Origin of the sequence: Bacillus cereus G9842 (assembly GCF_000021305.1) — a bacterium.
GTDB classification, from domain to species: domain Bacteria; phylum Bacillota; class Bacilli; order Bacillales; family Bacillaceae_G; genus Bacillus_A; species Bacillus_A thuringiensis_S.
On sequence record NC_011772.1, the window covers coordinates 1,954,118 to 1,973,614 of the forward strand.

The window sequence follows — 19,497 nt, forward strand, 5'->3', positions numbered from 1 at the left end:
ATGCAATTATTGAGTTAGGAGTTAGACCAATGAGTTTGAAATATGGAAGAGATACAATTGTAGAAATTGACTTAAATGCTGTAAAACATAATGTAAACGAATTTAAAAAACATGTAAATGATGAAAAAATTAAGATGATGGCTGCTGTAAAAGCGAATGGGTATGGCCATGGGGCAGTTGAAGTTGCCAAAGCTGCAATTGAAGCAGGAATAAATCAACTTGCAGTTGCATTTGTAGATGAAGCGATAGAATTAAGAGAAGCAGGAATTACTGTGCCGATTTTAATTTTAGGATACACACCAGTTGCGGCTGTAGAAGATGTAATTCAATATGACGTTATGATGACTGTTTATAGAGTAGAAGATTTACATGGTATAAATGAAATTGCAAACCGTCTTCAAAAGAAAGTACAAATTCAAGTGAAAATTGATACAGGAATGAGTCGTATCGGTTTACAAGAAGAAGAGGTTAAACCATTTTTAGAAGAATTAAACCGTATGGAGTATGTAGAGGTAGTAGGGATATTTACGCATTACTCTACGGCAGATGAAATCGATAAATCATATACGAATATGCAAACAAGTTTATTTGAAAAAGCTGTTAATACAGCGAGAGAATTAGGAATTCAAATACCATATATTCATAGTTCAAATAGTGCAGGATCAATGGAATTAAGTAACACATTTCAAAATATGGTACGCGTTGGAATAGGAGTATACGGTATGTATCCGTCAAAAGAAGTGGATCATACAATCGTTTCTTTACAGCCTGCGTTGTCGTTAAAATCAAAAGTAGCTCATATTAAACATGCGAAGAAGAATCGCGGTGTAAGTTATGGGAATACGTATGTAACAACTGGTGAAGAATGGATTGCGACTGTACCAATTGGTTATGCTGATGGTTATAATCGTCAATTATCTAATAAAGGCTATGCGTTAATTAACGGGATTCGAGTACCTGTTATCGGCCGTGTTTGTATGGATCAGTTAATGCTGGATGTTTCAAAAGCGATGCCAGTACAAGTAGGAGACGAAGTAGTATTCTACGGTAAACAAGGTGAAGAAAATATCGCAGTAGAAGAAATAGCGGATATGTTAGGTACAATAAACTATGAAGTTACATGTATGCTAGATAGAAGAATTCCGCGTGTCTATAAAGAAAATGACGAAACAACTGCAGTTGTAAATATATTAAGAAAAAACTGAATCATTTCGATTCAGTTTTTTTATTTTTGGCAAGTGAAAAATGCTCTATTTGTACCGTGGAATTGAATGTTCTTAAAACCTACGGATTCCAATGAAGAAATTATTTCTTCATTGGAATAACAAGCTTCTTCAAAAGAAAAGTCACTTCTTGTCCAATTATTATCTATGTCATGGTGAAATAGTATAAAGTTCATTTCTGCTTTTTTATTTTCATTATTATATGTAGAATCAATCGTACAAACATATTCTTTCTCTGAAATATGAAATGAAGCAATCCAGTTTTTAAGAAATCCTTTTTCCATATTCATATCAAATGCGAATATACCCTCGTTATGTAATACGGAGTAAACTTTCTGAAACACACTTTTTAGTTCATCTAAATTCATAATATGGTTTAAACTATCACCGGCAGAGATGACGTAGTGGAATTGCTCATTTATATTGAAATAGCGAGCGTCATCGACGATAAAGGTTGCATCTGGCGCATTTTTACGTGCATACTCAATCATTTGAGTAGAACCATCTATACCAGTTACTACAAAATTATGATCAAGTAGTTTCCTAGTAAGATGACCAGTCCCGCAACAAAGATCTAAAATATGAGAACGTGGTTGTGCATATTGTAAAACGAGTTGTTCAAAAGCTGGATAGGAGTGTTCAGAAAAATGCCCCCAATGTTTATTATAAATAGATGCGAAAATATCATAATTAGAATAAATAAGTTTTTTAGACATAAATATTCTCCTTGCTATTCATTAAATTATAATAATCATGCTTCATCATAATTTCAAAACCGCATTGTGTATAAAGCTTCAAAGCATTGTTATTCTTTGTTTCAACTTGTAATTCAATTGTTGTAGCACCATTTGTGAAGAGCTTATGTGTCATATAGTTTAAAATAGCTTTACCGTAGCCTTTACCTTGATAGGAAGGGTGGACAGCGAATCCTGATAATATAGTAGAATGATCTTGCTCAGTAACTGTAATCGTTCCTATCATTTTTTTATCGACAAGAGCACTGTAAACTTTATGAGAAGGTGAAGTCATCATTTTTTGTAACCATGTAGCCGTATTTTCTACTGAATCACCAAAAGCTTTACTAGAAATTTCAATAAGATCAAGAAGTGATTCTGAAGTTGCAAGAGTAAGCTGTATATTATTATCTGTTGTTTTTTGAAGTTCGTTTGTCTTGAACTCCATACTATATTCACTATATAAATATGGTAACTTCATATGTTTTACAAATTCATTCCCAGAAATAGAATCCCCATTGATAATAAGAAGAGCTTCATCTGTCTCTCTATTTTGTATTTCTTTCATTGCAGTTTGTAAAAGGATAGTTCCGAAACGTTGTTTTCTAAAATGAGGATGTACAAAGCCTATTAGTTCAAGCTTTGTTGGTCTTTCAAAATCATACATATTTAAAGCGCCAATTAATTGAGTGCCGTTATAAAGAAGAAAATCGTTTATATAATCTTCATTTCGATTTTTTAAAAAGTTGATATGTAAATCTGAAGAGTAATCAAGGTTGTCTTGTTGCCCGCAAATATAAGCCAAATCCTTCATTTGCTGTATTTCACTTTCTGTTACAGAACGCTTTTTCCGAATATCCATTGTATAATCCCTCTCATTCGTATTTAAAAATAGGATGGGTGACTTAACCATTTCTTTAATTCCACATTACCTTGCACAGATAACAGTCGGTATAAATAACGATAAGGCTGTCTATATTCTTCTAAGTGAGGAATAGACATAATTGTTTCGTAACCACTTTGAAAGGCATGTGCTTCTTTTTCGGTAAGTACATATTCTAGTCCGATAAAATCAAGCTCTCGCGGAGCAACAGCGTAAGCTTCAGTATCTACTAAACCCGTAATAGTTGTACCGTCAGATAAAAATTGAGTAGGATCCATATCAATTAAGACGAGTGTAGATTCCTTTGGTACGGACAGGGAAGAAAGTTGTGATTCAAAGGTAGGGAATGCATTTTGTATGCTTTCATCATCAGAATAAAACATATTCACAAGCTCTTTACTTACGTTTAAAATATGTGATTGGAATTCATCTAGTGGAACTTGGAACGTGCCTGACGGATTTCCTATGAAATCGGCTTTAAATTTATGTATTTCTGCAAGTCCTTTTCCTAGGCTGAATAAAATAGAATCTGGTTGCTCGATAAAAGATTGAACTGTGTTACCTACTAACTTTTCAACCACCACAAATTCACGGCCATTTAAAACATGTTTTTCTAATATTGTTGGGATAGGAAGATTCGTATGTTCTTGCAACAATGTATGTACCGTTTCTAAATGATGGACGTTCCTTGGATCAATTCCAAATAAATTTTTACATCCCCACCAAAAATCATTATTTGGTTCTTCATTCATTTTAGAAGCACGAACGATAACTTCTGTATCTTCTGTTTGAACGAGAAAAACATCACTTGCATGATCTTCATAACCTGGGTGCAAGGCTTGAACGGATAGAATAGGTGAATTGAATAGTTGTTGTAACATGAAAAGACCTCTTTTTCTGTAAATTCTATAAATTTATTATATAACAGGTGATGTGTTATGGGGATAAAGATAAAAAATTGAAATCATAGTTACATTTATAGTGAGAACTTATTAAAAATATTATATTTCTCCATTTTTGTGTGAATTGTCAAAAAAAACAGAGTGATAGTATTTGAATGTAAAGCTCGTATCTTTAAAGCTATGAAGAGTAAAAGTAGAATTAAGCATTCGTTTATAAGATTGTGAATCATAATAATGTAGACTATTGAAAATATTTCTCAATAATAAAATGAAGAGAAAAGCATGAAGAAGTAGAATGCATTCATTTATAATAGATTTAAATTAATTAATATAATTAATTGTTAATTTTATTATATTAAATGGATAGGAGAGAATATTATGGCAAATGTACTCGTAATAAATTTCCCTGGGGAAGGTCATATTAATCCGACTTTAGCTATTGTAAGTGAGTTAATTCAGCGAGGGGAAACAGTTGTTTCTTATTGTATTGAAGATTATAGAAAGAAGGTTGAAGCAACAGGTGCGGAATTCCGAGTGTTTGAGAATTTTCTCTCTCAAATTAATATTATGGAACGAGTAAATGAAGGTGGGAGCCCTTTGACGATGCTATCTCATATGATTGAAGCATCAGAGCGTATTGTTACTCAAATTGTAGAGGAAACAAAAGAGGAAAAATACGATTATTTAATATATGATAATCATTTTCCAGTAGGACGTATTATAGCGAATATTTTACAATTACCAAGCGTTTCATCTTGTACAACGTTTGCTGTTAATCAGTACATTAATTTTCATGATGGGCAAGAATCGAGACAAGTAGATGAAATGAATCCATTATATCAATCTTGTTTAGCGGGAATGGAAAGATGGAATAAGCAGTATGGAATGAAATGTAATAGTATGTATGATATTATGAACCATCCTGGTGATATTACGATTGTATATACTTCAAAAGAATATCAGCCGCGTTCAGATGTATTTGATGAATCGTATAAATTTGTAGGTCCATCAATTGCTACTCGAAAAGAAGTGGGGAGTTTTCCTACTGAAGATTTAAAAAATGAAAAAGTAATTTTCATTTCTATGGGAACAGTTTTTAATGAGCAACCTGCTCTGTATGAAAAGTGTTTTGAAGCGTTTAAAGATGTAGATGCGACAGTCGTATTAGTCGTTGGTAAGAAGATAAATATAAGTCAATTTGAAAATATCCCGAAAAACTTTAAGTTGTATAATTATGTCCCGCAATTAGAAGTTTTACAGCATGCTGATGTATTCGTGACACATGGTGGTATGAATAGTTCGAGTGAAGCGTTATATTACGGTGTTCCATTAGTTGTAATTCCGGTAACAGGAGATCAGCCATTCGTTGCAAAACGATTGACTGAAGTAGGGGCAGGCATAAGACTTAATCGTAACGAGTTAACTTCTGAATTGTTATGTGAGACTGTAAAGAAAGTAATGGATGATGTGACGTTTAAGGAAAATAGTCGTAAAGTGGGAGAGTCGCTTAGAAATGCTGGTGGATATCAAAGGGCAGTTGAGGAAATACTTGAATTAAAAATGAAGCCGTACGTAAAGATTAAATAGATGTTAAAAACACACTTACTTTTAATTGGTAAGTGTGTTTCTAGTATTACGCGCTAAATGTGTTACATAAAAATAGCGATAAAGGTGAAACTTTTGTGTATATAAACTGATATCTTTGTCTTAGCAGAAAAATTACGTTAAAATAATACTAAGAAAATATATAAGCTTTGGGGGTAATGAATGAAGAAAGTATTTGAATACGTATTATTAACAATTGGCTCAATTATAGTAGCAGGTTCATTAGAGCTTATTTTAGCACCTAATGGATTAGTAGATGGCGGGGTAACGGCTATTGCTATTATGGCAAATAAAGTTGCAGGATTGCCGCTTTATGGCGTTTTCTTAGGAATTAATATCCCAATTTTATTATTTACTGCAAAAGTAATGGGAAAGAAATTTTTTATCCGTACATCTTATGCGAATGTAGTTACAACACTCGGATTAATTTATTTAAAACCATTTCCAGCAATTACGACTTCTGAGTTATTAATTGTACTTTATGGTGGAGTGCTGTTCGGAATTGGTGTTGGGATTGTTGTTAAAATGGGTGGAGCAATTGACGGTTCGGAAATGTTAGCAGTTTGGATGAATAAACACTTTAATGTACCAATTAGTACATTTTTACTTGCAGTAAATGCAGTTATTTTCATCTTTGTTGCAATTTTATTTTCAATCGAACAAGCGATGTTCTCATTAGCAATTTTCTATATTGTTACGAAGATGATTGATTTTATATTAGATGGTATTAATCAAGGTAAGAGCGTTATGATTATTTCTGGTAAGAATAAAGAAATAGGCGATTTACTTATGAAAGAATTGCAACTATCTGTTACGTATCTACATGGAGAAGGTGGTTTTTTAGGGGAGCATAAGAGAATCATTTATTGCATTACAAACCGATTCATTTATCCGAAAATGAAAGATCTCGTTCTCTCTGTAGATCCAACCGCTATAATTGAAGCTTCCTATTCAACAGAAACGACTGGTGTGAAACGTCCGGGAAGGAAAGCTAGGTCAGGTGAGTAACTAGAAGAAGGCTGTCCAAAAAGTTATTTTGGAACAACCTTCTTTTTTATTTTGTTGAATTGTTAGTATGTTACAAGTTAAACCCACTGTTAACAAGTTTCCTTGCAACTAGGGAACCAAGCGTCTTTCAATAATGTAGCCAACGTCTCAATTTTATTTTCCGGAATACTACCAAAACCGAGTAATACATATGATTCCTTGCGTAAATCATTCATGAAATCATATGGAGAAAGTGGGTATAATTTAACGCTTTGTTTTTTAGCGGATTCAATCAGTTCATTTTCATTCATACTGTTATGTACACATAATACAATATGAAGTCCGGACTGTTCGCCAAGAATTTGAACATTAGCCCCCATTTCTTTCATAATGGATTTTACTAACGCATGATGTTTTCTTTTATATAGTGTACGACTCCGATTAAGGTGACGTTCCCAATTCCCGCTTTGTATAAAGTTAGCAAAAGCAAGTTGTTGTATTGTAGCCACTGTTTGTTTAAAAATTCCATGCAGTTCTTGATATATTTTTAAAAGATGTGGTGGTAAAACAACATATCCCATTCGTAAAGAAGGTAAAAAAGATTTTGAGAAAGTCCCCATATAAATAACGCGTTCATTTGAATCAAGACTTTGTAAAGAAGGAATCGGCTTACCAGCGTAGCGAAACTCTCCGTCATAGTCATCTTCAATAATGTATCCATTGCAATCATTAGCCCACTTTAACAATTCTAATCTTCTAGGTAAAGGCATAATAATCCCAAGTGGAAATTGGTGTGATGGTGTAACGTATGCGACATTGGCATTTGTATTGTATAAGCTAGAAATATTAATCCCTTTTTCATCCAATGGTATGGGATGGATTTGTCTATCACAGCTTTTAATGATTGCGTGTATACGGTGAAATCCAGGGTTTTCAATGCCGTATTCTTTTGTAGGGCCAAGCAGTTGAAGTAGTAACCAGAGAAGTGGCTGCGTTCCGGCACCGATCACAATTTGATCAGGTGAAGAATGTACACCGCGAGAATGATATAAATATGTTGATATATGCTCTCGAAGAGCGAATTCACCTTGAGGGTCTTCTTTGGCAAATAGTGCATTTTCGTATGTAAGTATGGATTCTTGTAATGCCCGTTTCCAATTTGTAATCGGAAATTTATTTTGATCAATAAGCCCTTGGCTACAATCGTATTCGAATTTTTCGTCTATCAAATTGCTCGTCTTCTTTGCTGCATTTCGTTTTTTATTTGGGATAACGTCAATATCGAAATTTGCTACAAAAATACCACGTTTCGGTTTACTTTCTACATAACCTTCAGCTAATAATTGTTGATAAGCTGATTCAACAGTAATGCGGCTAATATTAAGTTGTGATGCTAAATTTCTGTGTGAGGGTAGACGTGTGCCAACAGAAATAGTCCTTTGTATAATTTCAGCTTTTATATATTCGTAAATTTGCAAGTAAATAGGTGTGTTACTTTGTAATTGCAATGGGATAGTAAAATCCATATAAAACTCTCCTTTAAAACTGACCTTATAAAAAATACTTAAACTGCCACTTAAGTAAAGGGCAGTCACTTTCTATAATAATGATATAACATTTAGAAAATTAAATAAATAGTTAAGGGAGAGTTAAAAATGAATGTTAAAGAAGTAGTAACAGAAGAGCAATTACATGAAGTATTACCTGTTTTACAGCAATTACGAACACAACTTTCAAAAGAGGAAACAGGCACTTTATTTCGAAATATGAAAGAAGAAAATTATAAACTATTCTCGCTGCGTAATGAAGATGATGAAGTTGTTAGCCTTGCAGGTGTAGCGATTTGTACGAACTTTTATAATAAGAAGCACGTTTTCGTATATGACCTTGTAACGGCAGACGCACATCGTTCAAAAGGACATGGAAATGTATTACTTTCGTATATAGAGAACTGGGGAAAGGAAAACGGATGTGAGTCTATCACCCTCACGTCAGCATTTTCAAGAATTGATGCTCATCGTTTTTATGAAAGAGAAGGGTATGATAAGGTGAGTTATTCTTTTCATAAAGAATTATAAATAATAATAAGAAGAAGTTGTCCCGCAAAAGTTGGGAGCAACTTCTTCTTATTTATTAAGTTATTATTGAACCGTAAATAGGTTGTAAGTTATGGTATATGTATTTGAAAAAGTTATATAGTGTATTTTGTCGAATTGTTTTAATTTAATAAAGAGAATGATTGGAGCGCTTATACTTGAAAAAAATAAAGAAACTATCAATCCCTAATGATGCTAGAGTTATTGTCATATCTGATATTCATGGAGAATTAAATCTTTTAAAAGAAGCACTACATAAAGTTAACTTTAAAGATGAAGATTATTTAATTATTAATGGAGATCTTTGCGAGAAAGGACGAGATAGCGTAGGCGTAGTAAACTACGTTATGAATCTTGTAAAGAACAATTCAAAGGTTCACGTTGTTGAAGGGAATTGTGAAGTTTTAGTTGATGCTCTTCTAAATGAAAATCCTGGTCTTATTAATTATTTATGTACGAGGAAGCATTCAATTTTTAATGAATGGCTAGAGCAATTGGGTTTTTCAGTTCATGAGGGCACTTCAATTCGTGAAGTGAAAGAAGCATTGTTAAGTGAATTTTCACAAGAACTATATTGGCTAACAGAGTTGCCAACAGCGATTGAAACAGAAGATTATATTTTTGTGCATGCCGGTCTAGAAGATAGAGTAGATTGGAAAGAAACTGAGCGCAAAAATGCGATAGCAATGCCGGAGTTTTTCAATCAATCACATAAAGCAAATAAGTATGTAATAGTCGGTCATTGGCCTGTCGTGAACTATTCTGAAGAAGCACCGTCTAATAATCCAGTTATTGATAAGGAGAAAAAAATTATTGCGATTGATGGAGGAAATGCAATTAAAGAAGCAGGGCAATTAAACGTATTTATTATTCAGAGGAAACAAACGGACGATACGTTTTCTTATACATATGTAGACTATTTTCCAGAGTACGAAGTAATAGCGGATTTTAATGCGAATTCAGAAATGCAGGGCGGAGTGACATATCCGTATTATTACATAGAGCCTATCGAGAAGATGCAAGATTACACCGTATGTAAACAAAAGGAAACGAATAATGTGCTCACTGTAAAAAATGAATATATGAAACAACTTAAGTCAGGTGAATATACAGTGAAAACTGATATTTCTTGTGCGCAAATAAGCGTTAGGAAGGGAGATATCGTTTCTCTCATTGATGATAGCTGTTCAGGATATGATTTAATTAAAAAAGATGGCGTAGAGGGTTGGATAGAGAAAGGGATTTTAGTTGAGATAGAAAAAGTGAAAAATAAAACATTAAGCTGAAATAGGAGGGATATAACCTCCTATTTTTTTAAAGGAGTAGATTGCTTGCTGTCTTTAATAAGTAAATAAATCGTACTCGGCAGAATGATAAGCGTCATTCCTAAAAGAATTGCTAGTATAGCATAACCTCTATAGGGAGCAGAAACGATAAAAGGAAGTATCGCTAAAAAAATACCTGCTATCATCATTGAAATACTACTAATATTTGAAGCTCTTTTTTCAAGGTGCTTATCATTCCATTCTAATGAAACGGTTGATTTAGTCGTATCAATTTTGGAACTGAAATAACCTATTAATATAAATAAAAGCCCTAATGCTAAAAATATGAAATGATCAAGAGGAAGTGAAAAGCCAAGAGCGATGAGGGCGATGACAATATCGACAAAAAATAAGAATAGTAACATTGTGTTGCCGATCCAATGGAGAAATTTCTGGTTACTCGCTGCTTTAGATAAAGCTAAAAATACAAAGAATAAGAAGGAACATATAATTATATTTACGATTACAAAAGTGCTTTTATCCATTGTTGATGTAGGCGTTCCATTAAAGTCCCATTTCGTAACAATATTTGATGGTAAGAAGAAATATAGAATAATATTTGTCGTAACAATAGTGAGAAATAAAGCAATACTAAATCGATTCTTCACTGAATCACCAGCTTTCTAAATCAATAATTGGTATCTAATAACAAAATTATACAATATAATAAATGATATTAGTTTTGATTTTTCTGAAAAAATATTATAATTATATATGAAATAAAGAGGAATGCAGGAGGGAATTATGCAAAACGTTGTATTAAAGGGAAAGAAAGTTACAATTCGTACAATAGAAGAATCGGATATAAAAACATTATGGAATATCATATTTAAAGAAGAAAGCCCAGAATGGAAGAATTGGGATGCGCCATATTTCCCGTTCTCAATGCAAGAATACTCTTCCTATAAAGAGAAGATGCAAACTCGTTTGCAAGAAGAACCACTGTCAAATTTAATTATAGAAAATAACGGTCAAATTATAGGGACGGTCGGATTTTATTGGGAGCATAAACCGACGCGTTGGTTGGAGATGGGAATTGTTATTTATAATCCAACTTACTGGAATGGTGGCTACGGTACAGAAGCGTTAAAATTATATAGAGATTTGCTATTTGAAAAGATGGAAATTGGTAGAGTAGGGCTCACGACTTGGTCTGGTAACGAACGAATGATGAAAGTAGCGGAGAAAATAGGAATGAGCTTAGAAGGTAGAATGCGAAAGTGTCGTTATTATAACGGAACATACTATGATTCTATTCGAATGGGCATGATTCGTGAAGAATGGGAAGCGCTATGTGTAACGAAGGGGTGAGAAAGATTGTACGCTATCATTGCTACATTTGATCGTGTGTTTACTAATAAAATTACAGAATTACAAAATAAATTAACAAATGTAATTGGAACAAATCAATTAGCTGGAGTAGAACCTCATATAACGATTGCGGATTATAATGAGTTGGATGTTAATTTGTATATTGAAAAATTAAAGGAATTTGTAGCTATTCAAGAAAACATGTCTGCAGTCACTTTTCCTTCTGTTGGAACTTTTCCTACTAACGGTACGGTTTTTCTAGCGCCGACTGTTACCGATGATTTATTGAGACTTCATCATTTTTATCATGATCATTTCAAAACTTTTCATGATAATTCAAATTCATATTATGTACCAGGAAAATGGGTTCCGCATTGTACGATTGCGAATCATTTGAATTCAACTCATTTTTTAAGTGTGATGGAGTATATATATGAGAATTTTGATGTTACAACAGCTTCGATTGAAAAGTTAAAATTAATTAAGGTCAATTATGAAAATGGTTCTGCCGTTTCTTCTAGTATATTAGCAGAATATAATTTAAAGAGAATGGAGACATCGAGATGACATATATAATTAGAGAAATGAAGCAAGAAGATATTCAGGCTGTACAATCAGTAGCGAAAATAGCTTGGCATGATACATATGAAGGCATTATTCCGAGAGAGATTCAAGATAGTTTTTTAGACGAGGCATATTCTGATGAAAAAATGAAATATCGCCTTAAAAATACACATTTATTCGTTGCGGAAGAAGAGGGAGAAGTAATAGGATTTGCGAACTTTTCACCTGTTAGACTACAAAACGAAGCAGAATTAGGGGCAATTTATTTGTTACCAGATCAGCAAGGAAAAGGGATCGGAAGTGCTTTATTACAAAGAGGGATTAAGGCATTAAATGGGATACGGAAATTGTACATACATGTAGAAGCTGCAAATGAAAAAGGAAAACGCTTTTATGAAGCGAAAGGTTTTGCTGAATTAGAGCAATTTGAAGAAGACTTTGAAGGACATATGATGCAGACAGTAAGGATGGTTTTATACGTATAAGGAGGACTAGTAATGAAAACTTTTGATTTTAGTGAAAAAGTAGGAAAGCACTTATCAGTATTTCAATCTAATTTCATCATGTCGAAAATAGTAAACCATCAAGGAAATGTACATATCGGTGCTATGCATTTACAAGCCAATGGAATAATCGGATGTCATGAAGCAGTTGTATCTCAACTGCTTCTTATTGTGGACGGAGTAGGATATGTGTGTGGGGCAAATAAGGAAAAGGTAAAGATAGAAGCGGGACAAGCTGTGTTTTGGGAGAAGGGAGAGCTTCATGAAACAAGTACAGAACAAGGATTAACGGCAATTGTTATGGAAGCGGAGAATCTTGAACAAGGGATAGTAATGCCTATTATTCAAGGGGAGTTGTGAAAAATGATAATTAAGGCGAATCAAGAAGATACCAATGAAATATTAAAATATGCGGCTCAATCGCTTTTTGAAGGGACGAGAGGGAATTGTCAATTAAGTATCGAGAAAGCGATTGAAATTACAAAGCCGATTGTAGAAAAAGGAGCATACTATTTAATCATTAAAGAAGAAAATAAAGTAATGGGATGGATATTAATAGGGGAAAATACAGACTATTTTTCTCGTGAAAAACTTGGATTTATATATGAATTGTACGTTTTCCCAGAATATCGCGGGAGAGGATTATCGCGAGAACTGATGGAAGGTGGTATTAAGGAATTAAAGGAGAAGTATTCAGAAATTAGGTTGAATGTATTTGCTGGGAATTTTGCAAAAGAGATGTACGAAGAGTTTGGGTTTGTTGAAAGGCAGGTAATTATGACTTTGAAGTGAGTATTATAGTCGGAATGGGAGAAGAGAAAATAATGATTTAGTGGCTACTTTATCGCTGGAATTTAAAGCCAATAAGTCCTTATAAATATATAAAATAGATGGTTTGCCTTTATTTTATAGTAGATTGATAGTGTATGCTTAAAAATAAATAAATTACTATTATACAATATATCGTTATTATAGTAAAAGAGAAATTTTGGAAAAATATCATTTTTTTGTTTAGAAATTTTTAAATTATTGATATAATCAATTTGTAGAATTGATTATTGGTTAATTTTACTATTTTTAAATTTTAAGGGGGATTTAATAATGGCAGGACAAATTCGTATGTCACCAGAGGAACTTAAATCGAAAGCTACTCGATATGGACAAGGTGCAAATCAAATTGAGGACATTTTACGTCAACTACAAAACTTACAAAATGAATTAAGAGGAGAATGGGAAGGTCGTGCTTTCGAAGGTTTTGACCAACAGTTCAATCAATTAAAGCCAAAAGTACAAAACTTCGCACAGTTATTACAAGAAATTAATATGCAGCTTAATAAAACTGCAGAAGCTGTTGCTAGACATGACGAAGATCTTTCTCGTAATTTCGGTCTACAATAAGACAGATAAAAAGAAATATATAATTTAGCCATGCAACCATACGTTGTATGGCTAAATTACTTTAAAACTAGAGTAAGATACGAAGTCTTTCATTAGATAGACTCGCAGTCGCAGGAGTGATAAGTTGTGAAAAAGTTCAAATGGAGCATCTTGTTGTTTATTATTTTAGCTCTTGTACTATCAACAGGGGTCTCCTATTTAGCATTAAATCAAAATGTTAAGAAAGCTAATGAGAATACTACACCAAAAATGACAGTTGCGTTGGTAAATGAAGATCAGGGCACTGTTTTTGAGGGCAATAAAATAGCGTTTGGAGATCAATTTGTTAAAAATGTAAATAAAAATACGAAACAAGAATGGTACGTAGTTAGTCGCGGGGTAGCAGAAAATGGATTGAAAAATAATAATTACAATATGATGATTGTTATTCCAAATGATTTTTCTAGGAAAGCAGTTGCGATTGATTCAGAGATTCCGGAGAAATTAACGTTAAACTACAAAGTAAATGCAACTGGGAATAAGGATTTGAAAGCTGAGGCAGAAAATACAGCTTCTGTTATTTTAGAAGATTTCAATAAGCAAATAATCGACGTTTATTTTGCGAGTATTATCGGTAAGCTACAAGGTGCACAAGATAATATAGGTAAAATAATTGAAAAAGGAAACGTTCAAACAACTATGTATAAAAAAGATATACATAGTCCGTTAGCAAATTACACAAATCAATTTAAAACAGTACAAGATTATACAGGTGTTTCTGTTAATAGTTTCAAAGGATTTCAGGATGTTTTAAAAGGTTTCGGTCAAGCGTTAGATGAAGGGAATAAATCTAACAGTACGTACTTAGATGGTTTTAATAACTTTCAAAAAATGCAAACTGATAACAATTTGTTAGCGAATAATTTCACAAATCAATTCAATCAATATATGAATGATATGAATACAGGCGATGCTTTAAAGCAATTAAGTGCATTGGAATCAGCTAATAAAAGTATTTCAAATCAATTTACGTTTTCAGAGAAAGAACCAAATATTTTAACTGATGCTTCAGCAGTTCAAAAATATTTAGCAGATGTAAAAAAACAAGTATCTGAATATGATACAGAACTTGCAGGAAAGTTAGAAAGTGATATTCAAGAGACGGTAATTAAGAAGTTAAAGCAATCTATGTCGAATGATGGAAAGCAAGAAATTTTCATAAATACATTAATGAAACAACCAGATGCTCGAATAAAGAAACAAATCGAGAATTTAATTGCGAAATTACCTAGTTTAAACATGGAAGAAATCGGTCAAAGTGATTTACCAGATGCGACGAAATTACAACTGCAAAATGTAATTCAATTTACAAAAAAATATAATAAAGAAAATAATTTTTATTATGATCCTGTAAATAAAATATCTTTAGGAAACGCAATTAAAGAAGTGAAGGATAGACTTTATACAGAGAGAATTACATTTAGTGATACTGCGAAAGTAATTAAAATGGAATCGCCGCAAATTTTGAAGATAAAGATTCCAGAAGAATTTAAATTAGATGGAAGTACAGAAGCTTTATATATTGATGATGTGGATCGTACAAGTGACTTTCTACAAAGCGAAGCAGGAGAAATTACAATAGCTCCTCGTAATGAAGGGGATATAAAGATTGATCTGCATGTGAAGTTAAAAGATCCAAACATCAATATAGATGTTTTCTCTCCTGTAATGTGGCAATGGGAATTGAGTGGGACTCATACAAAAGAAACTAGTCCTGAGAAAGAAGAACCTAATAAAGAAGATAAAGGAACACAAACGGAAAATAGCAAGGTGGAAAATGTGGTTCATAAATCACAGTATGGCATAATGCCGTTAGTACACAATGCTAAAACGCCTATTATTAAAAAAATGGAAAACACAACAGGGAAAGATAACGGAACCGGAGGAAACCCAGGAGGCGGAACGGGAACAGATAACGGAACTGGAGGAAACCCAGGAGGCGGAACGGGAACAGATAACGGAACTGGAGGAAACCCAGGAGGCGGAACGGGAACAGATAACGGAACTGGAGGAAACCCAGGAGGCGGAACGGGAACAGATAACGGAACTGGAGGAAACCCAGGAGGCGGAACGGGAACAGATAACGGAACTGGAGGAAACCCAGGAGGCGGAACGGGAACAGATAACGGAACTGGAGGAAACCCAGAAGGCGGAACGGGAACAGATAACGGAACCGGAGGAGACCCAGGAGGCGGAACGGGAACAGATAACGGAACTGGAGGAAACCCAGGAGGCGGAACGGGAACAGATAACGGAACCGGAGGAAATCCAGGAGGCGGAACGGGAACAGATAACGGAACCGGAGGAAATCCAGGAGGCGAAACGGGAACAGATAACGGAACCGGAGGAAATCCAGGAGGCGAAACGGGAACAGATAACGGAACCGGAGGAAATCCAGGAGGCGAAACGGGAACAGATAACGGTAAAGTTATTGAAAGTACAACGAATCAAGTTATACATCAAAAAACAGAAAAAATAACAGATATTACTTCTAGTGTATTAATTAAAGAAGCAGTAGATACAGTCGAAAGTTATCAAGGTTTAATGAGCCTTTACGAAATGTATTATGGGATTGATTTAAGAACGAAAGATGTAGGTCCTAAGTTAGAAGAAGGAAGTTTAGATGCAATTGCGACGGATCAATCTTTGTACTACGTATTAAATAAACAAAGCTTAATTGATTTAATTTCAAATCTTGTTTCATCAAGTATTACTACAGAAATAAAACAAGATATGTCAGGTTTAAAACAAAAAATAAACTCTTATCAACAATCTATTACTAGTGCGGATCAAAATTCTATGCTACTAGCGGAGAAATTAAATGGAACGACGCAACAAGCAACTAGTATGAATGAAAATTTAGGAGAGTATTTAAAAGGTTTAGCGAAATGGCGTGAGAATAGCTTAAAGCTAGTTGAAGAGCAGCAAGTATTAACAACAAATCATGCTGGTGAGCAAACAGCTATTTTATCGTTAGATTCTGGTATTAAATCATTAATGATGCAAAGTCAGTCATTGGTCGAAAGTTCGAAGCATAGTTTAGCAACTTCAGACGATGTATATAAAACATTTGATCAAATTAATGGACAAGCAAAAGAAATTCAAGACAGCGGAACGACAATTGTTTCAAAAGCTGATTTATTATTAAATGACTTTACGAAGAAAATGGAAGATGATAAATCATTCTCCAAAAACTTTACGAAAATTTTAGCGAATAGCCGTATTGGAGATCGTCAAAATGAGATGCTATATGACTTTTTAGCTAGTCCAGTTCAAAAGCAAAATGATGGAGTAATTGTAGCAGGTAATGCTTTTACACCGTACTTAATTGTATTAACTTGTTTCATTGTTGCATTATTTACAGCATACGCAATTGCGAATCAAGAAAAGAAACGAATGCAATCAGATCATTTTGAAGAGAAATTCTCATTAATTGATATGAATGTACCAACTACAGTAGTAGCTTTCGGTATATCAATTGTGGAAGGGATTAGTATAGGTATCATTTCTGGGCGTCTTTTAAAGTTCGGTCAGGATCAAAGTTTACTATGGATTGCGTTCATCACATTTATTATGATGGCGTTTGTATTGGTCTCAACCTACTTATTACGACAAATAAAAATGGTAGGAATGTTTATACTATTAGTATTTTTAAGCATGTACCTATTTTTAACTGAGGCAGTTGGAAGTAAAGTAGATCAAATGTCTTCTGTCGGAAAGATACGTCAATTCTCACCGCTTCAGTATATAGAAAGTTTTCTAAATGATTTTATTAGTGGTAAAGATACTGGGAAAGTTATTTTTGTCGTATTGTTTGTAATTGCCATTATTGGATTGGTTAGTAATCTATTTGTATGGCATAAGAAATGGGAGGAAAAAGAAGTAAATGATCAAACAATGGAGCATAGTGGCTAAGTTATCATTTCTCTCTATCCTTTTACTGTTTGTCGCGCTACCGATAAGGAGCGCGGCTGACAGTTATCTTGGTGATGATGGGAAGATTAAGTTTAAAGTGGATCGACTTGAAGAAAGCGACCAAGAAAAAAATAAAAAGGAACATAAGGAAACAGAATTAGATAAAGCATCGATTGAGTTATTTAACAAAGATATAGAAGAAGAAATTGAGAAAAAGAAAAAGAAAGAACAAAAAGATATGGAAGCTTTGCGAGATTCTCTTTTTACAAAACCAAAAGAGAATAATAGTGTTAAAGATACGAAAAATAGTTTGTTTAGCAGTGAATACATTGTCAGAAAAAGTGCAGATGAAGTAGCGAGTAATGAAACAATGAATGAAGAGCCAATTAGTATAACAATAATATTATTATTTGGCGGCGGCATTCTACTTATTTGCATCGGTATTTATACGGTTCTTCGTAAAAGTTGGAGGTAAAGCGATGGCAATACAAACACATATTAATGTCACAGTAGATTTTAATAAATGGAATGGAAATACATACGATTTGCGTATTCCGAATCACCAATCTATTAAATATTTATTGAAAAACTTATTAGATACGCTAAAGATTGATAATCATGAAGGTTCACATTTTGTAATTAAAGTGAAAAATAAGTCAATTGTTTTAACAGATAATGATCGTTTAATTGATCACCAAATAACAGATGGAGATATTTTGCAAGTTTTATAAAGAATATTTTTTACTTTTAGTTATTTGAAAATAAGTTATTACGGGTTATAAAGAAAAGGAGAAGAGGATAAACATGACGGAAAAAATAATTCAAATTGATGCAATGAACTATCAATTTCAAATAGAAAAAGAAAATTGGAAATTGGAGATGACCAAATCTCAAACACGTATAAAAGACTTCCGTCAATTCGATATAATTACGGGCGTATCATCTGAATTTGTACCATTAACAATAGAAGAAGCGGATGATATGTTTACGTTTCTATATCAAGTAGATAAAAAATTATATAAGTGGGACAATCTTAGCCGTTTTGGAAGAAATGAGAAATTAAGACTACTTCGGAATGTTGCGCAGTTTCGTAAATATTTGAATAAACGAATCACGTTCTTTTTACATCCAGACAATATAGTTTTTAATGCTAATTTAATACCAAGTATTATACATAGAGGAATTCGAGATATTGTTCCACCAACCCCGTTATCAGAAGAACAATTTTTAACACAATATAAGTGTCTAATTATTGCTTTATTCTCCCAAAAACATAACTTTGATGATTTGTATGCTGGGTTACTAAAAGATGCAAAAGAAACAACATTTGAACAGACCGTTGCTCAAATGGAAAGCTTAGATGCATTACTGCAGTTTCTTGATGACAGCTTTGAGAAGGAACAAACAAAAACAGAGAAAAATATGCAGTTAGTACCTAAAAAAAGCTATAAATCGTTTAAATACTTAGCTTTTTCCTTCATAGCGGCGACAGTTATTTTAGCTGCTCCTTTAATATATTTCACTTTTATAAAATTTCCTTATCAAAATAAATTGTTAGAAGCAAATGCAAGTTTCATAGCAACTGATTATGACAAAGTCATTACGCAATTAAATGAAGAGGAATTTGAATCATTACCGATTGCATCTAAATATGAGTTAGCATTTGCATACATTACAGCTGAAAAACTAGGTGAAGCTCAAAAGAAATCGATTATGAAAAACATTAGTTTGAAAAGTGATGAAAAGTATTTGCTGTATTGGATGTATAACGGAAAAGGTAATTTTGATAAATCATTAGATTTAGCTAAGACACTTGATGATCCTCAGCTTATTATGTACGGCCTTGTTAAACAAATTGAATCACTGAAAAATAATCCGGATTTATCAGGAGAAGAACGTGATCAAAAGTTAAAAACATATGAGCAACAATTAGATGAATATAAAAAGAAATATGGCAATTCATCAAGCGATAAAAATTTGTCGGACACAGAGAAAAAAGAGTAAGCACTTGA

20 protein-coding genes are annotated in these 19,497 nt (G+C 33.2%); 15 read left to right on the forward strand and 5 right to left on the reverse strand.

What is annotated here, in order from left to right; translation table 11 throughout:
* Nucleotides 1-29 precede the first annotated feature (29 nt).
* Entirely contained in the window at nucleotides 30-1,205 is a 1,176-nt protein-coding gene (alr, locus tag BCG9842_RS09880; protein ID WP_014895227.1) for an alanine racemase, read from the forward strand.
* A 20-nt stretch (nucleotides 1,206-1,225) separates the two neighbouring features.
* On the opposite strand, the gene BCG9842_RS09885 is transcribed toward alr, so the two are convergent.
* The 3 genes from BCG9842_RS09885 to BCG9842_RS09895 are packed head-to-tail and all read right to left on the reverse strand — an operon-like array spanning nucleotide 1,226 to nucleotide 3,721.
* Nucleotides 1,226-1,939 carry a class I SAM-dependent methyltransferase gene (locus tag BCG9842_RS09885; RefSeq protein WP_000038499.1) on the reverse strand — a complete coding sequence of 238 codons (714 nt, stop codon included), beginning with the start codon at nucleotides 1,937-1,939 and terminating at the stop codon, nucleotides 1,226-1,228.
* A complete protein-coding gene (locus tag BCG9842_RS09890) occupies nucleotides 1,932-2,819 on the reverse strand; it encodes a GNAT family N-acetyltransferase (RefSeq protein WP_000354633.1) in 888 nt (295 codons plus the stop codon). The genes BCG9842_RS09885 and BCG9842_RS09890 overlap by 8 nt, the downstream gene beginning before the upstream one ends.
* A gap of 23 nt (nucleotides 2,820-2,842) precedes the next feature.
* Nucleotides 2,843-3,721 (reverse strand): nitrate reductase, encoded by an 879-nt coding sequence (locus BCG9842_RS09895; protein ID WP_000941370.1) that lies wholly within the window; start codon nucleotides 3,719-3,721, stop codon nucleotides 2,843-2,845.
* Nucleotides 3,722-4,120: 399 nt separating this feature from the next.
* Between BCG9842_RS09895 and BCG9842_RS09900 the strand changes: the two genes are divergently transcribed.
* Together BCG9842_RS09900 and BCG9842_RS09905 are read left to right on the forward strand one after the other, a co-directional pair.
* Entirely contained in the window at nucleotides 4,121-5,329 is a 1,209-nt protein-coding gene (locus BCG9842_RS09900) for a macrolide family glycosyltransferase (protein ID WP_000024469.1), read from the forward strand.
* Nucleotides 5,330-5,509: 180 nt separating this feature from the next.
* Entirely contained in the window at nucleotides 5,510-6,355 is an 846-nt protein-coding gene (locus BCG9842_RS09905; protein WP_000755126.1) for a YitT family protein, read from the forward strand.
* A gap of 89 nt (nucleotides 6,356-6,444) precedes the next feature.
* Here the strand turns inward: BCG9842_RS09905 and pdxR are convergent, their stop codons facing one another.
* Nucleotides 6,445-7,860 carry a MocR-like pyridoxine biosynthesis transcription factor PdxR gene (pdxR, locus tag BCG9842_RS09910; protein ID WP_000348043.1) on the reverse strand — a complete coding sequence of 472 codons (1,416 nt, stop codon included), beginning with the start codon at nucleotides 7,858-7,860 and terminating at the stop codon, nucleotides 6,445-6,447.
* 129 nt (nucleotides 7,861-7,989) lie between these two features.
* On the opposite strand from pdxR, the gene BCG9842_RS09915 reads away from it, so the two are divergent.
* Nucleotides 7,990-8,412, forward strand: coding sequence for a GNAT family N-acetyltransferase (locus BCG9842_RS09915; protein ID WP_001101124.1), 423 nt, complete (start codon nucleotides 7,990-7,992; stop codon nucleotides 8,410-8,412).
* A gap of 176 nt (nucleotides 8,413-8,588) precedes the next feature.
* Nucleotides 8,589-9,716 carry a metallophosphoesterase gene (locus tag BCG9842_RS09920; RefSeq protein ID WP_000721382.1) on the forward strand — a complete coding sequence of 376 codons (1,128 nt, stop codon included), beginning with the start codon at nucleotides 8,589-8,591 and terminating at the stop codon, nucleotides 9,714-9,716.
* A gap of 20 nt (nucleotides 9,717-9,736) precedes the next feature.
* On the opposite strand, the gene BCG9842_RS09925 is transcribed toward BCG9842_RS09920, so the two are convergent.
* Nucleotides 9,737-10,363, reverse strand: coding sequence for a DUF1648 domain-containing protein (locus BCG9842_RS09925; RefSeq protein ID WP_003300956.1), 627 nt, complete (start codon nucleotides 10,361-10,363; stop codon nucleotides 9,737-9,739).
* Between the two features lie 136 nt (nucleotides 10,364-10,499).
* On the opposite strand from BCG9842_RS09925, the gene BCG9842_RS09930 reads away from it, so the two are divergent.
* The 10 genes from BCG9842_RS09930 to essB all read left to right on the forward strand — a co-directional run bounded on the left by BCG9842_RS09930 (nucleotide 10,500) and on the right by essB (nucleotide 19,489).
* A complete protein-coding gene (locus tag BCG9842_RS09930; RefSeq protein ID WP_001181859.1) occupies nucleotides 10,500-11,066 on the forward strand; it encodes a GNAT family N-acetyltransferase in 567 nt (188 codons plus the stop codon).
* Between the two features lie 6 nt (nucleotides 11,067-11,072).
* Nucleotides 11,073-11,633: a 2'-5' RNA ligase family protein gene (locus tag BCG9842_RS09935; RefSeq protein ID WP_000270898.1), complete on the forward strand. Its 561-nt coding sequence runs from the start codon at nucleotides 11,073-11,075 to the stop codon at nucleotides 11,631-11,633.
* Nucleotides 11,630-12,115, forward strand: a complete 486-nt coding sequence (locus BCG9842_RS09940) for a GNAT family N-acetyltransferase (protein ID WP_000221053.1) — start codon at nucleotides 11,630-11,632, stop codon at nucleotides 12,113-12,115. The genes BCG9842_RS09935 and BCG9842_RS09940 overlap by 4 nt, the downstream gene beginning before the upstream one ends.
* Nucleotides 12,116-12,127: 12 nt before the next feature.
* Nucleotides 12,128-12,493 (forward strand): hypothetical protein, encoded by a 366-nt coding sequence (locus BCG9842_RS09945; protein ID WP_000846433.1) that lies wholly within the window; start codon nucleotides 12,128-12,130, stop codon nucleotides 12,491-12,493.
* A 3-nt stretch (nucleotides 12,494-12,496) separates the two neighbouring features.
* Nucleotides 12,497-12,925: a GNAT family N-acetyltransferase gene (locus BCG9842_RS09950; RefSeq protein ID WP_000584235.1), complete on the forward strand. Its 429-nt coding sequence runs from the start codon at nucleotides 12,497-12,499 to the stop codon at nucleotides 12,923-12,925.
* Nucleotides 12,926-13,234: 309 nt separating this feature from the next.
* The gene (locus BCG9842_RS09955) at nucleotides 13,235-13,531 is read left to right on the forward strand and encodes a WXG100 family type VII secretion target (RefSeq protein WP_000918601.1); all 297 of its coding nucleotides are present in this window, start codon (nucleotides 13,235-13,237) and stop codon (nucleotides 13,529-13,531) included.
* Between the two features lie 126 nt (nucleotides 13,532-13,657).
* Nucleotides 13,658-17,485 (forward strand): type VII secretion protein EsaA, encoded by a 3,828-nt coding sequence (gene esaA / locus BCG9842_RS09960; RefSeq protein ID WP_000713838.1) that lies wholly within the window; start codon nucleotides 13,658-13,660, stop codon nucleotides 17,483-17,485.
* Nucleotides 17,457-17,960 (forward strand): type VII secretion protein EssA, encoded by a 504-nt coding sequence (gene essA, locus BCG9842_RS09965; protein ID WP_000595655.1) that lies wholly within the window; start codon nucleotides 17,457-17,459, stop codon nucleotides 17,958-17,960. The genes esaA and essA overlap by 29 nt, the downstream gene beginning before the upstream one ends.
* A 4-nt stretch (nucleotides 17,961-17,964) precedes the next feature.
* Nucleotides 17,965-18,216: an EsaB/YukD family protein gene (locus BCG9842_RS09970; protein ID WP_001007566.1), complete on the forward strand. Its 252-nt coding sequence runs from the start codon at nucleotides 17,965-17,967 to the stop codon at nucleotides 18,214-18,216.
* Nucleotides 18,217-18,289: 73 nt separating this feature from the next.
* Nucleotides 18,290-19,489, forward strand: a complete 1,200-nt coding sequence (gene essB, locus BCG9842_RS09975; protein WP_000136616.1) for a type VII secretion protein EssB — start codon at nucleotides 18,290-18,292, stop codon at nucleotides 19,487-19,489.
* Nucleotides 19,490-19,497 lie beyond the last annotated feature (8 nt).

What these genes read in the sequence shown, in the direction of transcription:
- essB (WP_000136616.1), top strand. Translation starts at nt 18,290, where the DNA reads ATGACGGAAAAAATAATTCAAATTGATGCAATGAACTATCAATTTCAA.
- BCG9842_RS09895 (WP_000941370.1), bottom strand. Translation starts at nt 3,721, where the DNA reads ATGTTACAACAACTATTCAATTCACCTATTCTATCCGTTCAAGCCTTG.
- BCG9842_RS09900 (WP_000024469.1), top strand. Translation starts at nt 4,121, where the DNA reads ATGGCAAATGTACTCGTAATAAATTTCCCTGGGGAAGGTCATATTAAT.
- BCG9842_RS09890 (WP_000354633.1), bottom strand. Translation starts at nt 2,819, where the DNA reads ATGGATATTCGGAAAAAGCGTTCTGTAACAGAAAGTGAAATACAGCAA.
- pdxR (WP_000348043.1), bottom strand. Translation starts at nt 7,860, where the DNA reads ATGGATTTTACTATCCCATTGCAATTACAAAGTAACACACCTATTTAC.
- BCG9842_RS09970 (WP_001007566.1), top strand. Translation starts at nt 17,965, where the DNA reads ATGGCAATACAAACACATATTAATGTCACAGTAGATTTTAATAAATGG.
- BCG9842_RS09930 (WP_001181859.1), top strand. Translation starts at nt 10,500, where the DNA reads ATGCAAAACGTTGTATTAAAGGGAAAGAAAGTTACAATTCGTACAATA.
- BCG9842_RS09905 (WP_000755126.1), top strand. Translation starts at nt 5,510, where the DNA reads ATGAAGAAAGTATTTGAATACGTATTATTAACAATTGGCTCAATTATA.
- alr (WP_014895227.1), top strand. Translation starts at nt 30, where the DNA reads ATGAGTTTGAAATATGGAAGAGATACAATTGTAGAAATTGACTTAAAT.
- BCG9842_RS09955 (WP_000918601.1), top strand. Translation starts at nt 13,235, where the DNA reads ATGGCAGGACAAATTCGTATGTCACCAGAGGAACTTAAATCGAAAGCT.
- BCG9842_RS09940 (WP_000221053.1), top strand. Translation starts at nt 11,630, where the DNA reads ATGACATATATAATTAGAGAAATGAAGCAAGAAGATATTCAGGCTGTA.
- BCG9842_RS09885 (WP_000038499.1), bottom strand. Translation starts at nt 1,939, where the DNA reads ATGTCTAAAAAACTTATTTATTCTAATTATGATATTTTCGCATCTATT.
- BCG9842_RS09945 (WP_000846433.1), top strand. Translation starts at nt 12,128, where the DNA reads ATGAAAACTTTTGATTTTAGTGAAAAAGTAGGAAAGCACTTATCAGTA.
- essA (WP_000595655.1), top strand. Translation starts at nt 17,457, where the DNA reads ATGATCAAACAATGGAGCATAGTGGCTAAGTTATCATTTCTCTCTATC.
- BCG9842_RS09915 (WP_001101124.1), top strand. Translation starts at nt 7,990, where the DNA reads ATGAATGTTAAAGAAGTAGTAACAGAAGAGCAATTACATGAAGTATTA.
- BCG9842_RS09950 (WP_000584235.1), top strand. Translation starts at nt 12,497, where the DNA reads ATGATAATTAAGGCGAATCAAGAAGATACCAATGAAATATTAAAATAT.